The sequence below is a fragment of the Vreelandella sulfidaeris genome (assembly GCF_042429665.1).
In the GTDB taxonomy this organism is placed as follows: domain Bacteria; phylum Pseudomonadota; class Gammaproteobacteria; order Pseudomonadales; family Halomonadaceae; genus Vreelandella.
Genome location: NZ_JBHMAC010000016.1, coordinates 38363 through 56861, shown reverse-complemented (window position 1 = coordinate 56861; position 18499 = coordinate 38363). Strand labels below are relative to the sequence as shown.

At 55.7% G+C, this 18499-nt stretch carries 15 protein-coding genes; 11 read left to right on the top strand and 4 right to left on the bottom strand.

What is annotated here, in order from left to right:
* Positions 1-268 precede the first annotated feature (268 nt).
* The 3 genes from ACFFLD_RS18795 to ACFFLD_RS18785 are packed head-to-tail and all read left to right on the top strand — an operon-like array spanning position 269 to position 4027.
* Complete coding sequence (locus ACFFLD_RS18795) at positions 269-1030, top strand: gluconate 2-dehydrogenase subunit 3 family protein (protein WP_386043046.1); 762 nt, start codon at positions 269-271, stop codon at positions 1028-1030.
* Positions 1031-1037: 7 nt separating this feature from the next.
* A complete protein-coding gene (locus tag ACFFLD_RS18790; RefSeq protein ID WP_386043045.1) occupies positions 1038-2804 on the top strand; it encodes a GMC family oxidoreductase in 1767 nt (588 codons plus the stop codon).
* Positions 2801-4027 (top strand): c-type cytochrome, encoded by a 1227-nt coding sequence (locus ACFFLD_RS18785; RefSeq protein WP_386043044.1) that lies wholly within the window; start codon positions 2801-2803, stop codon positions 4025-4027. Before ACFFLD_RS18790 ends, ACFFLD_RS18785 begins: the two co-directional genes overlap by 4 nt.
* A 53-nt stretch (positions 4028-4080) precedes the next feature.
* Here ACFFLD_RS18785 and ACFFLD_RS18780 read toward each other — a convergent pair whose 3' ends face one another.
* The 3 genes from ACFFLD_RS18780 to ACFFLD_RS18770 are packed head-to-tail and all read right to left on the bottom strand — an operon-like array spanning position 4081 to position 6999.
* Positions 4081-4830 carry an ABC transporter ATP-binding protein gene (locus tag ACFFLD_RS18780; RefSeq protein WP_386043043.1) on the bottom strand — a complete coding sequence of 250 codons (750 nt, stop codon included), beginning with the start codon at positions 4828-4830 and terminating at the stop codon, positions 4081-4083.
* Positions 4824-5879: a FecCD family ABC transporter permease gene (locus ACFFLD_RS18775; protein ID WP_386043042.1), complete on the bottom strand. Its 1056-nt coding sequence runs from the start codon at positions 5877-5879 to the stop codon at positions 4824-4826. Before ACFFLD_RS18775 ends, ACFFLD_RS18780 begins: the two co-directional genes overlap by 7 nt.
* 4 nt (positions 5880-5883) lie before the next feature.
* Positions 5884-6999, bottom strand: a complete 1116-nt coding sequence (locus tag ACFFLD_RS18770; protein ID WP_386043041.1) for an ABC transporter substrate-binding protein — start codon at positions 6997-6999, stop codon at positions 5884-5886.
* Positions 7000-7293: 294 nt separating this feature from the next.
* On the opposite strand from ACFFLD_RS18770, the gene ACFFLD_RS18765 reads away from it, so the two are divergent.
* The 5 genes from ACFFLD_RS18765 to greA all read left to right on the top strand — a co-directional run bounded on the left by ACFFLD_RS18765 (position 7294) and on the right by greA (position 13865).
* Complete coding sequence (locus ACFFLD_RS18765; RefSeq protein ID WP_386043040.1) at positions 7294-7578, top strand: DUF2218 domain-containing protein; 285 nt, start codon at positions 7294-7296, stop codon at positions 7576-7578.
* Positions 7579-7703: 125 nt separating this feature from the next.
* Positions 7704-8510 carry a 4-hydroxy-tetrahydrodipicolinate reductase gene (dapB, locus tag ACFFLD_RS18760; protein WP_386043039.1) on the top strand — a complete coding sequence of 269 codons (807 nt, stop codon included), beginning with the start codon at positions 7704-7706 and terminating at the stop codon, positions 8508-8510.
* A gap of 420 nt (positions 8511-8930) precedes the next feature.
* Positions 8931-10076, top strand: a complete 1146-nt coding sequence (gene carA, locus ACFFLD_RS18755; protein ID WP_386043408.1) for a glutamine-hydrolyzing carbamoyl-phosphate synthase small subunit — start codon at positions 8931-8933, stop codon at positions 10074-10076.
* Positions 10077-10161: 85 nt separating this feature from the next.
* Positions 10162-13392, top strand: coding sequence for a carbamoyl-phosphate synthase large subunit (gene carB, locus ACFFLD_RS18750; protein WP_386043038.1), 3231 nt, complete (start codon positions 10162-10164; stop codon positions 13390-13392).
* Positions 13389-13865, top strand: coding sequence for a transcription elongation factor GreA (gene greA / locus ACFFLD_RS18745; protein ID WP_386043037.1), 477 nt, complete (start codon positions 13389-13391; stop codon positions 13863-13865). The genes carB and greA overlap by 4 nt, the downstream gene beginning before the upstream one ends.
* A gap of 83 nt (positions 13866-13948) precedes the next feature.
* Here greA and yhbY read toward each other — a convergent pair whose 3' ends face one another.
* Positions 13949-14275 (bottom strand): ribosome assembly RNA-binding protein YhbY, encoded by a 327-nt coding sequence (gene yhbY / locus ACFFLD_RS18740; protein ID WP_022520713.1) that lies wholly within the window; start codon positions 14273-14275, stop codon positions 13949-13951.
* Positions 14276-14389: 114 nt separating this feature from the next.
* Here yhbY and rlmE point away from each other — a divergent pair, with 114 nt between their 5' ends.
* From rlmE to folP, 3 genes are all read left to right on the top strand, one after another.
* Positions 14390-15037: a 23S rRNA (uridine(2552)-2'-O)-methyltransferase RlmE gene (gene rlmE / locus ACFFLD_RS18735; RefSeq protein ID WP_386043036.1), complete on the top strand. Its 648-nt coding sequence runs from the start codon at positions 14390-14392 to the stop codon at positions 15035-15037.
* Between the two features lie 241 nt (positions 15038-15278).
* Positions 15279-17279 carry an ATP-dependent zinc metalloprotease FtsH gene (ftsH, locus tag ACFFLD_RS18730; RefSeq protein WP_386043035.1) on the top strand — a complete coding sequence of 667 codons (2001 nt, stop codon included), beginning with the start codon at positions 15279-15281 and terminating at the stop codon, positions 17277-17279.
* A 138-nt stretch (positions 17280-17417) separates the two neighbouring features.
* Positions 17418-18332: a dihydropteroate synthase gene (folP, locus tag ACFFLD_RS18725; protein ID WP_386043034.1), complete on the top strand. Its 915-nt coding sequence runs from the start codon at positions 17418-17420 to the stop codon at positions 18330-18332.
* Positions 18333-18499 lie beyond the last annotated feature (167 nt).

Below are 18499 nucleotides of genomic sequence, written 5' to 3'. Positions count from 1 at the left end.
GCCGTGCATAACGTTTGCTAAGCGTTAGCCTTTGCCCGCCTCAATAAAGCGGTTTGTTGGGGCGCCTTCTCCGGCTCATCAATATTACCCCTCCTCGTGTATTACATCTGATTTTGCTAATTAAATTCGACCTCATCATTGCGATAACGCGACGCTTCTCCTATGGTTAACATGATAGTTAGCTTGTTATCTATATTTAATAATAGTTAATACCTACCGTGTTCACGCATCGCGTTATATAGCGCATGCCAGACAAGTTGAGGGAGTGATGAAAAATAAAGACGATACCGCCGAACCCGGCGGGCTAACCCGAAGGGAGCTTTTGGGGTCGTCGGCGGCACTATTGATTGGCGCTTCTGTCCCCGTGCAGGCGCTGACGCTTCAAGGAACACCCACGTGGAAGCCCTTGGATAATGTCGCCGTCGCCCCGGTCGATACCGAGGCAGAGTGGCAATTTTTTACTGAAGAAGAGGCGGCTACCGTTGAGGCCATCGTCGAGCGCCTGATCCCTGAAGATGATTTGAGCATGAGCGGTAAGGATGCGGGCTGCGCGATATTTATTGATCGTCAGTTGGCGAGCGCCTATGGCGGGTTTGAGCGGCTTTATATGCATGGCCCTTTTCAGGATGGTAGGCCCGAGCAGGGTGATCAGTCTGCCTTAACGCCGCAGCAGCGTTACCGTCTTGGCCTCGGCTCGCTTAATGACTACTGCCGTCATGAGCATAACGCGGCTTTTGCCGAGCTTAGTGGTGACCAGCGCGATCAAATATTGTCCCAGCTAGAGCAGAATGACATCCAGCTCGACGATATCGATACCTTGCTCTTTTTCGAGATCGTGCTGCAGAACACCATGGAAGGCTTCTTTGCTGATCCTTTATATGGCGGTAATCGCGACATGGTCTCCTGGAAGATGCTGGGCTTTCCCGGCGCTCGCTACGACTACCGCAACTATGTCGAACGCCACAATGAAGACTTGAGGTTCGAGCCAGTCAGTATTGGCGGGCGTTCAGATTGGCAAACGCAGGGATAGCAGAGATATGGCAACTAAATTACCTCCTACCGATGCAGTGGTGGTCGGGCTCGGCTGGGCTGGCGCGATTATCGCCAATCAGCTTGTTGATGCAGGCCTTCGTGTGGTGGGTGTTGAGCGTGGGCCGTGGCGTGATACGGCCAAAGACTTCAATATCGCCTCGGTCACCGACGAGTTGCGCTACGCACAGCGCCAGGAACTGATGCTGCGCACCGCCCAGAACACCATCACCATGCGTAACAACCCTTCTCAGACGGCACTGCCGATGCGCCAGTGGGGCTCGTTCCATCCCGGCAATGGCACGGGGGGCGCAGGCAATCACTGGGCAGGCATCACGTTCCGTTTCCAGCCTGAAGAGTTTCGGCTGAAGAGCCACCTGGAAGAGCGCTACGGGGCGGATTCGATTCCCGACGAGCTTTCTCTGCAGGATTGGGGAACCGACTGGAGCGAGATGGAGCCGCATTACGATGCGTTCGAGAAAATTGCCGGTACTTCTGGGCGCGCCGGTAATCTCATCGGCGGTAAGCAGGCGGGCGGCAATCCTTTCGAAGGGGAGCGCTCAAGCGACTACCCCAACCCGCCGCTCAAGCAACCCTATTCACCGACGTTGTTCGCCGATACGGCCCGCGAGATGGGCTATCAACCGTTTCCGGTACCCGCATCGCTCGTCTCTCAGACCTATACCAACCCGCTGGGTGTCACGATGGGCCCGTGTACCTTCTGCGGGTTTTGCACCAACTACGGGTGTGCCAACTACTCTAAGGCCAGCGCTATTACCACCGTGCTGCCGGCGCTGATCCGCAAGGATAACTTCGAAGCGCGCACCCACTGTGAAGTACTCCAGGTCACCACCGATTCTGCTGGGCGTCGCGCTACCGGCATCGTTTACGTCGATTCCGCCGGGCGCCGATGGGAGCAACCGGCCGAGATCGTGGTGATTGCCGCGTTTACCTTCGAAAATGTGCGCCTAATGCTCACCTCAAACATTGGCGAAGCCTATGATCCGGCCACGCGCCGTGGCACGACGGGTCGCAACTACGCCTATCAGACAGCCAACAACGTGCAGCTCTTTTTCGATAACAAGAACTTCAACCCGTACATTGGCGCTGGCGCCGTGGGGATGGGGATCGACGAGTTCAACAACGATAACTTCGACCACTCGGGGCTTGGATTTTTCGGCGGTGGCAGCACCCGCGTCACACCTATTGGTGCCACGCCGATCAACGCTCGGCCGACACCGCCGGGAACGCCGCGCTGGGGCTCTAACTGGAAGCGCGCCACGGTAGATAACTACGCCAGTACGATGTCGATCGGCTGCGAAGCAAGCAATTACTCATCGCCTAACAACTACCTCTCACTGGACCCTACCTACCGGGACCGACTGGGCAGGCCGCTGCTGCGCATCACCTTCGATTTCACCGACAACGATCTTCGTATGGCGCAGTACGTGACCGAGAAAACGGCGGAGATTGCCCGACGCATGAATCCACGCCAGATCGTTGCCAACCCGCGTGTCGGCCCCTGGGATGGGCGGCCCTATCAGTCCTCGCATGTGGTGGGTGGTTTCATCATGGGCGCTGACCCCAGCACAAGCTCGGTCAACAAATATCTGCAGGTATGGGGTGTGCCCAATTTGTTCGTGGTCGGTGCCTCCGCCTTCCCACAGAACCCAGGCTACAACCCCACCGGTACCGTCGGGGCGCTGGCCTTCAAGGCCGCGGACGGCATCGTCAATCATTATCTGCGCAACCCCGGGGAGATGATCAGCACATGAAAACGCTCATGGGGGTTACGTTGGCGCTGCTGCCTATCTCGGTATGGGCGGCCAGTACCGAATATCAGGATATCGAACGCGGACGCTACATCAGTGTGTTAGGTGATTGTGCGGCCTGCCATACGGCCAATGAACAGCAACCGTTATCTGGCGGGGTGGCGTTGGAAACCCCTTTCGGCACGCTGGTCGCACCTAATATCACGCCTGATCTTGAAACTGGCCTTGGCCGCTGGCGCTATGAAGACTTCAAGGCGGCGATGACCGAGGGGGTAGGCAAGGGTGGCTATCATCTTTATCCTGCCATGCCGTATCCCTCCTACACCCTGATGCACGATGAGGATATCCAGGATTTATGGTCGTATCTGCAAACCATTACGCCGGTCGAGAATGCAGTGGAGGCCAACCAGTTACCTTTTCCATTCAGCATCCGCTCAGTGATGAGAGGCTGGAACTGGTTAAACTTTGATCAACAGAAGTTTGAGCCCGACCCGCAGCAGTCCGATGAGATCAATCGAGGTGCTTACTTGGTTGAAAGTTTGGGTCATTGTGGAACCTGCCATACGCCCCGCAACTTCATGGGCGGCGAGGGCAGCAACAAGTTTACCGGTGCCACTGTCGATGGCTGGTATGCCCCCAACATCACGCCGAATACCCATGTTGGTATTGGTGGCTGGAGCGAAGATGAGCTGGTCGAGTATCTGAAAACCGGCGGTAATCGCTATGATTTTGCTTCTAGTCCGATGGCCGATGAAGTGCGTCACTCATCTCAGCACTGGACCGATGACGACCTGTATGCCGTAGCGCGCTACTTGTTGACCGGCGCGGGCATGGAGTCATCTGACTGGGATCGTGAGCCACCCGAGCCGCTGCCGGAAGATGATGCCCAGGTCAGGGCCGGCAGTCATATCTATTTTGACCGCTGTTCGGGTTGCCATACGCCTGACGGAGGAGGCGAGGACGGTATCTTTCCACAGCTGGCAAGCAACCCGCTGGTCAATGGTGACAACACTTCCTCTTTGATACGGGTCGTGCTGGCGGGTAGCCGCCCGGTGGCCACCGATGCCAAGCCTACGGCGCCCGCCATGCCGTCGTTCGCCTGGAATCTGGATGATAATGAAATCGCCAGCGTGCTGACGTTTGTTCGTAACAGCTGGGGGAATGCAGCGGCAGCCGTTTCACCTGAAGAGGTGGCGGATATGAGGGAGGAGTTACAAGGCGAGTGATTCAGGCAACCGGCGGGCTATGAAGTCCGCCCGCCGGTGTTTGATGCGATAGCTTAAATGGCTTCTTCGACAATAAGCTGAGGCCGGCCCTTCGAGCACGACTCAATACGAGCGGTGACTTTATACACCTGGAGCAGGAGCGCAGGGGTAATCACTTCCGCCGTGGGGCCGCAGGCGATCAGGCGGCCGTTTTCGAGCACCATTGAGGCGTCGGTAAAACGTAGCGCGTGGCCCAGATCATGCAACGCCACCAGAATCAGCATGTTGCGCTCGTCGGCCAGGCGGCGCAGCACGGTCAGCAGGTTGATCTGACGATTGAGATCGAGCGCTGAAGTAGGTTCATCCAGCATCAATATCTCGGGCTCTTGCACCAGCGCTTGGGCAGCACTGACAAGCTGACGCTGGCCGCCGCTAAGATTGCCGATATCGCGCTCACCCAGCGAGGTGATAGAAAGCTCAGCCAGCGCACGGTCCACCTGGGCTAGATCCTCGGGCTGTACTTTAAGGCTACGCCCCTGCATGCGTGCCAACAGCACCGATTCGTAGACCGTCAGCACCGCTCGGGCACCGGTATCCTGGGGCATGTAGGCCACGGGACGATCAACGCTGGTGCCGTTGATATTAACCACACCTTCGCCTTTCAACAGGCCCAGAATTCGCCGGAAAAGCGTCGATTTGCCAGCAGCATTTGGACCCAGCAAGGCCACTATTTGCCCACCCCGAAAGGTAGGGGTGGTGATCTCTTGTAAAATGGCGCGGCGCCCATAGCGCGCCGATACGTGATCTAACTGTAGGGTTACCATGAGGCCTTCTTGTGGTTAAGCACGAGAAACAGGAAGAAGGGAATGCCCACCAGTGAGGTAATGATACCGATGGGAATAATGGTGCCCGGGATAATGATTTTGGAAATAACCGAGCCCACCGACAGGATCAGTGCGCCGCACAGCGCCGAGCCGGGTAAGAAGAAGCGTTGATCCTCGCCCAGTAAAATACGCGCGATATGCGGCCCTACCAGGCCGATAAAGCCGATGGTGCCTACGAAAGCCACCGCTACGGCAGCCAGTAGAGACACCAGAATCAGTACTTCCAGGCGCAGCGCACGGGGCTTTACACCCATGCTCTCGGCCTTGGCATCGCCCAGGCGCATGGCGGTAAGCGCCCAGCCGTGGCGGGCAAGCAGGGGGATGACCGCTGCAAGTATTCCCAGCGCAATCCAGAACTTGGGCCAGGTGGCTTTGGTCAGGCTGCCCATGGTCCAGAACACCACTGCCGAGACAGCTTCCTGGCTTGCAAAAAACTGGATCAGCGACATCAATGAGTTGAAGATGAAGACCATGGCGATGCCGAGAAGCACGATGGTTTCCACCGTGACGCCGCGCTTAAGGCTCAGTGCGTGGATCAAGAACGCAGTGAACATGGCCATGATGAAGGCATTGAGAGGCACGATAAATTCGACGGCGGCAGGGACTATCGCGACGCCAAAGGCAAGCCCAAGAGCGGCGCCGAAGCTTGCCCCTGCCGAAATGCCCAATGTAAAGGGACTGGCCAGCGGGTTGCTCAAAATGGTTTGCATCTGGGCACCGGCGACCGACAGGCTAGCTCCCACGACCAGCGCCATCAAGGCGACCGGCATGCGGATTTCCCAGAGAATCACCCGGGCCTGCTGGCTCACGTTATCCGGCGTAAACAGCGCGGCGACCACTTCTCCCAAACTATAGCGGGCCGGGCCCAGGGCCAAGTCCACGCATAGGCTTAAAAACAGCGCCACCACCAGCGCCGCCAATATCATTTGGCGGCGAAAGACCTGAGTACGATAAAAAACGCGCCCTTGGGAGAGTTCTTCCCTGCTCATCGTTTCACTCGTCATTCAGTGTGACCCAATAGCCTGGCTCGTAGTCGATCGGTAAGAAGCGCTCGTGCAGTTCCTGCATGGTGGCTTCGGGGTCGAGATCTTCAAAGAGTTCCGGATGGAACCACTTGGCTAGCTGCTGAACGGCCACAAAATAGTAGGGGCTGTTGTAAAACTGATGCCAGATAGCATGGAAGTTACCCTCCTCAACTGCCTGAATGCCGGTCATGGCGGTGCGTTCAGTGAGGGCTTCCAGTTTGGCGCGGGCGCGCTGCATGTCAGAGCCTGGTCCCATGCCTACCCAGTCGCCACCGGGGACATAAGCGTCCCAATTGCCACCAGTCACAACGACGTGATCGGGATTGGCGGCAATAATCTGTTCAGGATTCAGGTTGCCGAAACTGCCCGGAATAATGTCTTCGGCGATGTTGGTACCGCCCGCCAGCGTCACGTATTCGCCAAAGTTGGCGGCGCCGAAGCTCATGCAGCACTCATCAGAATAGCCGCCAGCACGGTCAATAAAGACACTCGGCCGGTCTGGGTTGGCCTCGCTAATTACATCGGTCACGCGGGCCAGCTGTTCTTCGGCAAACGCGATAAAGGCCTCGGCAGCCTCTTCTTCGCCCATGATCTGGCCCATCAGCCGCATGGAGGGAATCGTATGCTCAATAGGATCCTCGCGGAAATCCACGTAAACGATGGGGATGCCAAGCTGAGCGAGTTTATCGTTATAGGCGGCGTCTTCAGTCGCTGCTTTGGCTTCAAGGTTCATGAGCACGACGTCAGGGGTCAGCGATGCGGCCTGTTCGACGTCAAAAGTACCATCCTTGAAACCGCCGAACGTGGGAATGCTTTCCAGGTCGGGGAAGCGCTCCAGGTAGCGAGCGTAGTTATCAGGGTCTGCTTGTGAGAAATCCTCGCGCCAACCGACCACATGCGCAAACGGCGCTTCGGGCTCGAGGATGCCCAGCAAATAAATTTGGCGACCTTCGCCTAAAATAACCCGCTCGGCAGGAGTGTTAAGGGTGACTTGGCGGCCGGTGACATCGGTGACGGTGATGTCATCGGCCACTGCGGCCGTGCAGCTTAAGGCCGTTATAGCGGTGGCCAGGGTTTTTAACATGCAGGGTTTCATAGGCCTATTCATCACTTATTCAAGAGTGGAGTAACCAATGGCTACTATTACATGAGTTTAAATCAGTACATCAACGCTAAATCTTGATAATCATACTTCTAAACATAATTCTCATTCGCATAGTGAGGCATTATCATGCAATCCGTTTTACCTGTCGAGGTGATGCGCGAAACCGAGCTGTTTTAAGGCAATGAACGTCTTGTTGCACTATCGTTTGATTAAGTATTTGGCAGCATGGGGATAGGCCCATAAGCTAATAGCCACTTTTCAGGAGAGACCTACATGCCTTTATCTCGTGCAGAAATTTCCACCACCTCTGGTGAGCGTATTATCAACCGTCTATGCAAACACTGGGCGCACAAGTTAGAAGTGGAGCATACCCAGCAGGACGCCAAGATTGTGTTTCCCGATATGGGCACCTGCCTGATGCATGCCGAGCCTGACATGCTGGCGGTCTCTATCGAGACTCTGGAAGAGGAGCATCTGGATAAGCTGGAAGGTGTGGTGGAAAACCATCTTCAACGAATGGCCAAGGATGAAGAGCTGGTGATCGTTTGGCAAAATTAGTGCGCTGCTCCTGTCAGCGCTGAATCACCCGGCGCGTCTGCTATAATCGCCGCCTATCTAACATCTTTCGATTCGACAATGCGTTGTGAGGCCACTTGCAACGCATACTGCAAGCAGGAGTTAGCATGACCCGAGTTGCCATTGTGGGCGTTGCTGGCCGTATGGGCCGCACGTTAGTAAACGCTGTTGAGCAGGATGCCGATGCTATTCTCGCTGGCGGCATTGTTGAACCGGGAAGCTCACTGGCAGGTGCGGATATTGGCGAATTGGCAGGTCTTGGCAAGTGCGTTGTTCATGCAGCGGAATCGCTGACCGCCATCGTTGATGATTTCGACGTATTGATCGACTTTACTGCCCCTCAAGTGACCCTCGCCAATCTGGCGTTTTGCGCCGAGCATGGCAAGCGTATTGTGATTGGCACTACCGGCATGAGCGATGATGAGCTGACTGAACTCGACAGCTACCGTGATAAGGTCGCCATGGTGTTTGCGCCGAACATGAGTGTGGGCGTTAACCTTACCCTGAAGCTATTAGAGACTGCCGCCAAGGCGTTGGGTGATGAAGGCTACGATATTGAAATTGTCGAGTCCCATCATCGTCACAAGGTCGATGCGCCTTCCGGCACCGCCATTAAAATGGGCGAAGTCATTGCTGACAGCTTAGGCCGGAGCCTGAAAGAACATGGTGTATTCGAGCGGGTGGGGCAATGCGGTCCACGTACCGATAAAGAGATTGGATTTGCCACTGTGCGCGCGGGCGATATTGTCGGCGAGCATACGGTCATTTTCGCCACCGAAGGCGAGCGTATTGAAATCACTCACAAGGCTTCCAGCCGTATGACCTTTGCCAAGGGGGCGGTGCGCGCCGCACGCTGGGTCGCGGATAAACACAACGGCCGCTACGACATGCAGGATGTGCTGGGTCTGGAGTAAGCACTTGTTGCTGACGGGTACGCTGTTTAGTAAGCGTGTTGTCGTGAACAACAGAACTATCGCCAAGGGGTAGTTTTAAGCCAAGAATTCCTGTAACATTTCAAAAATTTTGGCCGGGTGGCTTAGGAAAACAGACGGCGCGCTTGTTGCGTTGGCCAGCCCAAAGCCTGCCCCGAGTCCGCTAGCGACTTATTGCGTGACTCTGACGGGCATCGAACAACAAGCGGGATGAAACCGATTTTTTTATCGGCTTCGTCCCGCTTTTTTACGGCCCCAGTTTTAATGACGATGGTGCTCATGATGATAGTTTTCATGACGACAACGTTAAGAACGAGCGTCGTAGATTAATGAAGCAATTGCTGAGCCTGCGCCTAACAGGCTCCCACCAGCATGGGAGAACTTGTCTTGAATAACCCCGCATTGAACAAACCCGCCATATTGGCCTTGGAAGATGGCAGCGTGTTCCACGGAACCGCGATTGGTGCGGAAGGAGTCACAAGCGGTGAGGTGGTGTTCAATACAGCCATGACCGGCTATCAAGAGATCCTCACTGACTTATCTTACTCCCGCCAGATCGTCACGCTAACGTACCCCCATATCGGCAATACCGGCGTCAATGCCGAAGACGTTGAAGCAGCGTCGATTGCGGTGGCGGGGCTGGTGATTCGCGATCTTCCACTGCTGGCGAGTAGTTTCCGCTCAGAACAAACGCTGTCGGACTATCTGAAAAGCCAGAACATTCTGGGCATTGCTGATATCGATACGCGTCGCCTGACACGTCTCTTGCGCGACAAGGGCGCACAAAATGGCGCGATTCTGGCCGGTGCCGAGGCCGAAGGCGATGACGCTGTTGAGCGTGCGCTGGAAGCCGCCAAGGCATTTCCTGGCCTGAAGGGGATGGACCTGGCTAAAGAGGTCTCTTGTAAAGAAGCATACGAGTGGTCGGAAGGTGAGTGGACCTTGGGTGAAGGTTACGCCGACACCACTCAGCAAGAGCGTCCTTATCACGTGGTCGCGTACGACTACGGCGTGAAATTTAATATTTTACGGATGCTGGCCGCGCGTGGCTGCCGTCTGACGGTGGTGCCCGCGCAAACGCCTGCCGCTGAGGTGCTGGCGATGAAGCCGGATGGCGTTTTCCTGGCCAACGGCCCGGGTGACCCGGGGCCCTGCGATTACGCTATTGAAGCCATTCAAGACATCCTGAAGACCGACATTCCGTTGTTTGGTATCTGCCTGGGTCACCAGCTGTTGGCACTCGCGGCGGGGGCCAAAACAGTCAAGATGAGCCTTGGCCACCACGGCGCCAACCATCCGGTGCAGGATCTCGATACCGGCACGGTCATGATCACCAGTCAAAACCATGGCTTTGCAGCCGATGAGGCAACGCTGCCCGCCAACGTGCGCGCGACGCACCGTTCATTGTTCGATGGCACCCTGCAGGGGATTGAGCTGACCGACCGACCTGCGTTTAGTTTTCAGGGTCATCCGGAAGCGAGCCCCGGCCCGCGTGATGTGGCGCCGCTATTCGATCGCTTTATCGTCATGATGCAGGCGCGTCGCTAACGTCGCTTTAAGCCGTCTTTTTTAGACGATTGACACGTAACGCCGTCTTTGTCGCTCCTCGTCACCATTTTTTGTGGGAACCGTTATGCCTAAGCGTACCGACATCAACAGTATCTTGATTATTGGCGCTGGTCCGATTGTGATCGGCCAGGCCTGTGAATTCGACTACTCCGGCGCCCAGGCGTGTAAAGCACTGCGCGAGGAGGGGTACCGGGTTATCTTGGTTAACTCCAACCCCGCCACCATCATGACCGACCCCGCCATGGCCGATGCGACCTACATCGAGCCAATAACCTGGCAGACGGTGGAAAAAATCATCGAAGCCGAACGCCCGGATGCCATCTTGCCCACCATGGGCGGGCAGACGGCGCTTAACTGTGCGCTTGAACTTGAAAAGCATGGTGTACTGGAAAAGTACGGCGTGGAAATGATCGGCGCTAACGCCGATGCCATTAACATGGCGGAAGACCGCGATCTGTTCGATCAGGCCATGAAGCGCATCGGCTTAGAGTGCCCGAAAGCAAAAGTAGCGCACAGCATGGACGAGGCATGGGAAATCCAGGCCGAGTTGGGCTTTCCGACCATTATCCGCCCCTCCTACACCATGGGCGGTTCCGGCGGCGGCGTGGCGTACAATAAAGAAGAGTTTGAAGAGATCTGTACCCGTGGGTTCGAGCTTTCCAACAACCACGAGCTGCTCATCGATGAGTCTTTGCTTGGCTGGAAAGAGTACGAGATGGAGGTTGTTCGCGATAAGAACGACAACTGCATCATCGTCTGTGCGATCGAAAACTTTGACCCCATGGGCGTTCACACCGGTGACTCCATTACCGTGGCACCCGCCCAGACGCTGACCGATAAAGAGTATCAGATCATGCGTGACGCCAGCCTCGCGGTATTGCGCGAGATTGGCGTCGAGACTGGCGGCTCCAACGTTCAGTTTGGTATGGACCCCAAGACCGGGCGTCTGGTGGTTATCGAAATGAACCCGCGGGTCTCGCGCTCCTCGGCGCTGGCCTCCAAGGCGACCGGTTTTCCGATTGCCAAGATTGCCGCTAAATTGGCGATTGGCTATACCCTGGATGAGTTGCAAAACGATATCACCGGTGGACGGACGCCGGCCTCGTTTGAGCCGTCGATCGACTACGTGGTTACCAAGATCCCACGTTTCACCTTTGAAAAATTCCCTCAGGCCAACGATCGTCTGACCACGCAGATGAAGTCGGTAGGCGAGGTGATGGCGATTGGCCGTACCTTCCAGGAGTCGCTGCAGAAAGCGCTGCGCGGTCTGGAAACCGGTAATGATGGTCTTGATCCGATCATTACCGACTTTACCCCGGATAACATGGCGATTATTCAGGGCGAGCTTCAGGCGGCTGGCGCCGAGCGTATTTTTTACGTGGCGGACGCCATGCGCTCCGGCATGAGTGTCGATGATGTGTTTGCGCTCACCAATATCGACCCCTGGTTCCTGGTCCAGTTGGAAGATCTGGTACTCACGGAAACGGCCGTAGCCAAGCGTGCGTTGTCCGACTTCACGCCGCGTGAGCTGTACCAGTTGAAGCGCAAGGGCTTTTCTGACGCGCGCTTGGCAAGACTGCTCAGCGTGAGCGAAAAAGAGTTTCGTCAAACGCGTCAGAATGCAGGTATCCGTCCGGTTTATAAGCGTGTGGATACCTGTGCAGCCGAGTTTGCCTCTGACACCGCCTACATGTACTCCACTTACGAAGAGGAGTGTGAAGCGGAGGTCTCTGATCGTCAGAAAATCATGGTGTTGGGCGGTGGCCCCAACCGTATCGGTCAGGGCATTGAGTTTGACTACTGCTGCGTTCACGCCGCGTTCGCGATGCGCGATGACGGCTATGAAACCATCATGGTCAACTGTAACCCTGAAACCGTGTCTACCGATTACGACACCTCTGATCGCCTCTACTTCGAGCCGGTAACGCTGGAAGACGTGCTCGAGATCGCCGACAAAGAGAAGCCTGTCGGTGTGATTGTTCAGTTCGGCGGCCAAACGCCGCTGAAACTGGCGCGAGAGCTTGAAGCCGCTGGCGTGCCGATTATCGGCACCACGCCGGACGCCATCGACCGCGCCGAAGACCGTGAACGCTTCCAGGTGATGATCGATAAACTGGGCCTCAAGCAGCCGCCCAACGCGACCGCGCGCAGTTTTGCCGAAGCCTTCGATAAAGCCGAGGCGATCGGCTACCCGCTGGTCGTGCGTCCTAGCTACGTACTAGGTGGCCGGGCGATGGAGATCGTCTACGATGCCTCCGAGCTTGAAAATTACATGACTCACGCGGTGAAAGTCTCCAACGACTCACCGGTGCTGCTCGATCACTTTCTGAGTGCCGCCATCGAGATCGACATCGATGCGGTATCCGATGGTCAGCAGGTAGTGATCGGCGGCATCATGCAGCACGTCGAGCAAGCGGGCGTTCACTCCGGTGACTCCGCCTGTGCACTGCCGCCTTACTCGCTGCCTGCCGATGTGCAGGACAAGATGCGCGAGCAGGTCAAGCAGATGGCCGTTGAGCTGGGGGTTAAAGGCTTAATGAACGTCCAGCTTGCCTGGCAGGATGGCGAGATCTACGTCATTGAGGTGAACCCGCGCGCCTCGCGTACCGTGCCCTTTGTGTCCAAGTGCATCGGTACCTCACTTGCCCAGATTGCAGCGCGTTGTATGGCGGGTAAGACGCTGGCCGAGCAGGGCTTTGAGCGCGAAATCGTGCCGCACTTCTATAGTGTTAAAGAGGCGGTGTTCCCGTTCAATAAATTCCCCGGTGTCGACCCCATCCTGTCACCGGAAATGAAGTCCACCGGTGAGGTGATGGGCTCTGGGGATACCTTTGCAGAGGCTTTCTTCAAGGCGCAGCTGGGGGCAGGTGAGGCGATACCTGCACTGACGGGTGATCGCAAAGCCTTCCTTTCAGTGCGCGAGCCGGACAAGGTAGGGATTATCGAAGTAGGGCGTTCTCTGTTAGCATTAGGCTTTACGCTATGTGCAACACGGGGAACTGCGGCTGCTTTAGAAGCTGCCGGGCTTGCCGTGGAGCACGTCAATAAAGTTTATGAAGGCCGTCCCCATATCGTCGATCTGCTTAAGAACGACGAAATCGCCTACATTGTGAACACTACCGAAGGTCGCCAAGCGATTAACGACTCTTCGGTCATTCGCCGTACTGCTCTCGCGCGCAAGGTGCCCTATGCGACCACCTTGGCGGGCGCTAATGCTGTTTGCATGGCGCTTGAGTACGGTAGGGAGATTACGGTGCGGCGCCTTCAGGATCTGCATGCAGGAGCACGTCAATGAACAAGGTCCCGATGACAGTAGCGGGAGAAAAAAATCTTCGTGAAGAGCTCGATCATCTTAAAAGCGAAGCTCGTCCGCAGGTGATCGCGGCCATCGCCGAAGCGCGTGAACACGGTGATCTTAAAGAGAACGCCGAATATCACGCCGCTCGCGAGCAGCAGGGGTTTATCGAAGGGCGTATTCAGGAGATCGAAAGTAAGCTCTCCGTGGCTCAAGTGATCGATGTCACCAAACTGCCGAAAACCGGCAAAGTGATTTTCGGCGTTACCGTGTCGTTAATGAATCTTGATACTGATGCCGAAGTCACCTACCGGATCGTCGGCGAAGATGAGGCGGATATCAAGTCTGGCCGTATCTCGGTGACGTCTCCGATTGCTCGCGCGTTGATTGGCAAGGAAGAGGGTGACGTCGTGGTGGTGAAGACACCCGGCGGCGACGTGGAGTATGAAGTCGGTAGCGTCGAGCACCTGTAATACAAAAACGCCCCTTCAATCTGATTGGTTGAAGGGGCGTTTGACTCCGCCATGGGGTTAGGCTGGCGAAAGTAAGCTAGCGGTTAATGACGACCGTGGTGATTCTCAAAACGGGTGACATTAGACAGCTTTGGATTCACCTGGGGATTTCTGCGGTAGAGCAGCGCCATTTTGCCAATGGTTTGTACCAGGTCGGCACGGCTGTTGGCGATCAGTTCGGCAATCATGGCCGCACGATCATCACGTTCAGGAAGGGCAAGCTTCACTTTGATCAGTTCGTGATCGGTGAGTGCGCGGTTTAATTCTGCAAGCAGGTTTTCGGAGACGCCGTTCTCAGAAACGGTGACCACTGGGTTAAGGTGGTGGCCAATGCTACGAAATGCTTTCTTTTGTGCCTGTGACAAGCTCATGGTATCTTGCGGTATCCCGGTTAGCGCATAACGCTCCATCTTACGGCGAAACGTCACCGAGTGAAAGCGATCGCGTCAATGCGCCCATCTCTTATTCCAGTGTTAGATTCCCACATGCAACAAAAGCCCCCAAACCGAAAGCATTCAGTGAGCAAGACCAGCAATAACTGGAAAAAGGAGCATTTTGACGATCAGTATGTAAAGCAGAGCTGGCAGGATGGGTATCGCTCTCGCGCCAGCTATAAGCTGATTGAGTTGGATGAAAAGGATAAACTGCTGCGTCCGGGTATGACGGTGATTGACCTTGGGGCAGCGCCCGGTGGCTGGAGCCAGATCGCCGCGGAAAGGGTAGGGCCTGAAGGCGTGGTCATTGCCTCTGATATTCTGGAGATGGATGCACTGGCAGGCGTGGACTTTATCCAAGGGGATTTTACCGAAGAGGCCGTGCTGGAGGCGATACTAAAACGTCTCGATAAGCGGCGCGTAGACCTTGTGATGTCCGATATGGCCCCCAATATGAGTGGTATGGCAGCGATTGATCAACCCCAGGCGATGTATCTCGTGGAGCTAGCGTTAGAACTCGCTCGTGAAACGTTGTCACCTGGAGGTCGTTTTTTGGCTAAAGTATTTCAGGGGGAAGGGTTTGATAGCTACTTAAAAGAGCTGCGCGGCAGCTTTGATAAAGTAGTGACTCGTAAGCCGGAGGCATCCAGGGCTCGCTCCCGGGAAGTGTATTTTCTGGCAGACGGGTTTCGCGGGTAGCGTTCTCTGTGGTTCGATAATGACCCGCGGTATTAATAGCCAAGTTTTATCAGCGCGATTGCCAGACAGGCAAGCGCAACGTGTGTCACATTACCCACTACTAGGGCATGCGGCACAGATGGCCCGAGGCGTTAGTCGCTTTGGCAATGGTTGAACGATTGATGCTGATGTACTGTCCTAATGACATGCTTTGGTAAGTATCAGGGTTTAACTGACGGATTCTTGTAATGAGGGTAGCCCCTTGAACGATATGGCGAAGAACCTGATTCTATGGTTGGTCATCGCGGCCGTCCTACTAACAGTGTTCAATAATTTCAGTACGGAAAGCGCACCGCAAAATACAAACTACTCGCAGTTTGTACAGCAGGTGCAAAATCAACAGGTACGTAGCGTCACGATTGATGGCTATACCATCAAGGGTGAGCGTACTGACGGCTCTCAGTTTCAGACGATCCGCCCAGCGGCGGAGGATCCCAAGCTGATGGACGATCTGTTGAGCAATGATGTGACGGTCGTGGGTAAAGCGCCAGAACAGCAGAGCATCTGGACGCGGCTGCTGATTGCTAGCTTCCCGATTCTGTTGATTTTGGGCATTTTCATGTTTTTCATGCGCCAAATGCAGGGCGGAGCTGGCGGCGGCAAAGGCGGCCCGATGAGCTTTGGCAAATCGAAGGCCAAGCTGCTCTCTCAAGATCAGATCAAGACAACCTTTGCCGACGTGGCGGGCTGTGATGAAGCCAAAGAAGAAGTAGAAGAGCTGGTTGATTTCCTGCGTGACCCAACCAAATTTCAGCGCCTGGGCGGTATGATTCCACGCGGTGTGTTGATGGTAGGTCCTCCGGGTACCGGTAAAACGTTGCTTGCCAAGTCGATTGCTGGCGAAGCCAAAGTGCCGTTCTTCTCTATTTCGGGTTCTGATTTCGTTGAAATGTTTGTCGGTGTCGGCGCATCGCGTGTGCGCGATATGTTTGAGCAGGCCAAGAAGCAGGCGCCGTGCATCATCTTTATCGATGAGATTGACGCCGTAGGTCGTTCACGTGGCACCGGTATGGGCGGTGGCAACGACGAGCGCGAGCAGACGCTAAACCAGCTTCTGGTTGAGATGGATGGTTTTGAAGCCAACGAAGGCATCATCGTCATTGCTGCGACCAACCGTCCTGATGTACTTGACCCTGCGTTGATGCGCCCAGGCCGTTTCGACCGTCAGGTAACGGTCGGCTTGCCGGATATCCGTGGCCGTGAGCACATTCTGGGCGTTCACCTGCGTAAGGTGCCGCTGGCGGATGATGTGAAGCCTCAGCTGATTGCACGCGGTACCCCTGGTTTTTCTGGCGCTGATTTAGCCAACTTGGTCAACGAGTCCGCCCTGTTTGCGGCGCGTCGTAACAAGCGCTTGGTAGGCATGGAAGAGCTTGAGCTGGCGAAAGATAAGATCATGATGGGCGCCGAGCGCAAATCCATGGTCATGACCGATAAAGAGAAGCTAAACACCGCTTATCATGAATCGGGTCATGCGATCATCGGCTTAGTCGTGCCTTCCCACGACCCTGTTTATAAAGTGACGATTATTCCGCGTGGGCGTGCCTTGGGCGTCACGATGTTCTTGCCAGAAGAAGATCGCTATAGCCTTTCCCGCCAGCAAATCCTTGGCCAGATATGCTCGCTGTTTGGCGGTCGTATTGCTGAAGAAATGACCTTGGGGCCCAACGGTGTTACCACCGGCGCCTCGAATGATATTAAGCGAGCCACCGAGCTTGCCCATAACATGGTTGCCAAGTGGGGCTTGTCCGATGAAATGGGCCCGATCATGTACGACGAGGATGAGTCGCACCAGTTTCTCGGTGGGCCAGGTCAAGGCGGCAGCAAGATGAAATCGGGCGATACCACGACGCGCCTGGACAAGGAAGTACGCAAGATTATTGACGATTGTTACGAGCAGGCGCGCCAAATCCTGACCGATAACCGCGATAAGCTTGATGCCATGGCTGAAGCATTAATGAAGTACGAAACCATTGATGCCAATCAGCTAAAAGACATCATGGAAGGTCGGGATCCGCGTCCGCCTGAAGGCTGGGATGATGGTGATTCCTCCGGCGGCGGTACGCCTGTCGGGGAAGACAAGCCGCCAGTTCAGGCTAGCGATGACGGCTCTTCCAATGCCTCTGGAAGCGACGATGAAGAAGATGATGACGAGCCCCGTCGTCGCCCTTCCGACCCGCTAGGTGGTCCTGCAGGCCCGTAAGCGTGATCGTCAGGAGGTGACAAGGGACGGCTTTTTCGTTGCCCTCTTGCCTAAGCCAAAGCGCCCCATCATGGGGCGCTTTTTTGTTATGCTGTGCAGCTAACACTGCCATGTTTCTTTTCCTGACCAGGCTGTCGCATGAAATCATTTCTGGATACGTCTTCTACACAAAACGCTGATAATGCCCTGCAACTGCGTTGCGGACGTCATCTGCTGGATCTCTCCTTTCCCCGCGTAATGGGTATTCTTAACGTTACCCCTGACTCTTTCTCCGATGGCGGACGGCATGTGGCGTTAGATGATGCGTTGCGTCATGCCGAACGAATGCTTGCTGAGGGGGCGGCGATCATTGACGTGGGCGGTGAGTCAACCCGTCCAGGCGCAGCTCCTGTTAGCCCGCAGGAAGAGCTGGATCGGGTGGCGCCAGTGGTGGAAGCGTTGGTTCGCGAACTGGATGCGCTGGTGTCAGTGGATACCAGTTGTCCCGTCGTCATGCGCGAGGCCAGTGAGCTAGGCGCTGGAATGATTAATGATGTGCGCGCTTTGGAGCGGGATGGGGCGCTACAAGCGGCGGCTGGCAGTGGCCTGCCCGTGTGTTTGATGCATCGTAAGGGGGAGCCTCAGGATATGCAGCAGGCGCCGGCTTACTCACGCCCAATTGAGGAGGAAGTCGCTGAGTACTTGGCAGGCCGGATCGCTGACTGCGAGGCTGCTGGGCTGCGTCGCCATCGGTTATTGATTGATCCTGGTTTTGGGTTCGGTAAAAGCGTTGAGCACAATTTACGCTTGCTAAAATATTTACAGTCTCTCCATGCCCTAGAGCTTCCCATTCTAGTAGGGATGTCGCGCAAGAGCATGATTGGAAAAGTATTAGCTCGCCCGGTTGAGGAGCGTTTGCCGGGTGGTTTGGCGCTTGCGGCCATGGCAGTGGAGCGGGGCGCCAGTATATTGCGTGTACACGATGTGGCTGCCACGGTCGATGCAGTCAATATGGCGTGGGCGGTACTGCAAGAGGGCTGCGAGCTTCCGCTGAACCAAGAGCAGGATGCTTAAGAAGCGCTATTTTGCGACAGAGAATATTTCTGGGAGTGGCGAAAATACCACCTAGTAAGGCTGCTTGGATGGGTAAGCTAAGCTGCTTTGCTGGCCGAGTGCCAGCGTTGCTTAGGTGATGAGTGGGTCTCTGGTGGCGATAATAAACTCGGCTCGTACTGGCGACA

Coding starts and splice junctions, on each gene's coding strand:
- ACFFLD_RS18780 (WP_386043043.1), bottom strand. CDS start 4,830: ATGGTAACCCTACAGTTAGATCACGTATCGGCGCGCTATGGGCGCCGC.
- folP (WP_386043034.1), top strand. CDS start 17,418: ATGAAATCATTTCTGGATACGTCTTCTACACAAAACGCTGATAATGCC.
- greA (WP_386043037.1), top strand. CDS start 13,389: ATGAACAAGGTCCCGATGACAGTAGCGGGAGAAAAAAATCTTCGTGAA.
- ACFFLD_RS18785 (WP_386043044.1), top strand. CDS start 2,801: ATGAAAACGCTCATGGGGGTTACGTTGGCGCTGCTGCCTATCTCGGTA.
- ACFFLD_RS18770 (WP_386043041.1), bottom strand. CDS start 6,999: ATGTTAAAAACCCTGGCCACCGCTATAACGGCCTTAAGCTGCACGGCC.
- carB (WP_386043038.1), top strand. CDS start 10,162: ATGCCTAAGCGTACCGACATCAACAGTATCTTGATTATTGGCGCTGGT.
- ACFFLD_RS18790 (WP_386043045.1), top strand. CDS start 1,038: ATGGCAACTAAATTACCTCCTACCGATGCAGTGGTGGTCGGGCTCGGC.
- dapB (WP_386043039.1), top strand. CDS start 7,704: ATGACCCGAGTTGCCATTGTGGGCGTTGCTGGCCGTATGGGCCGCACG.
- ACFFLD_RS18765 (WP_386043040.1), top strand. CDS start 7,294: ATGCCTTTATCTCGTGCAGAAATTTCCACCACCTCTGGTGAGCGTATT.
- ACFFLD_RS18775 (WP_386043042.1), bottom strand. CDS start 5,879: ATGAGCAGGGAAGAACTCTCCCAAGGGCGCGTTTTTTATCGTACTCAG.
- ACFFLD_RS18795 (WP_386043046.1), top strand. CDS start 269: ATGAAAAATAAAGACGATACCGCCGAACCCGGCGGGCTAACCCGAAGG.
- rlmE (WP_386043036.1), top strand. CDS start 14,390: ATGCAACAAAAGCCCCCAAACCGAAAGCATTCAGTGAGCAAGACCAGC.
- yhbY (WP_022520713.1), bottom strand. CDS start 14,275: ATGAGCTTGTCACAGGCACAAAAGAAAGCATTTCGTAGCATTGGCCAC.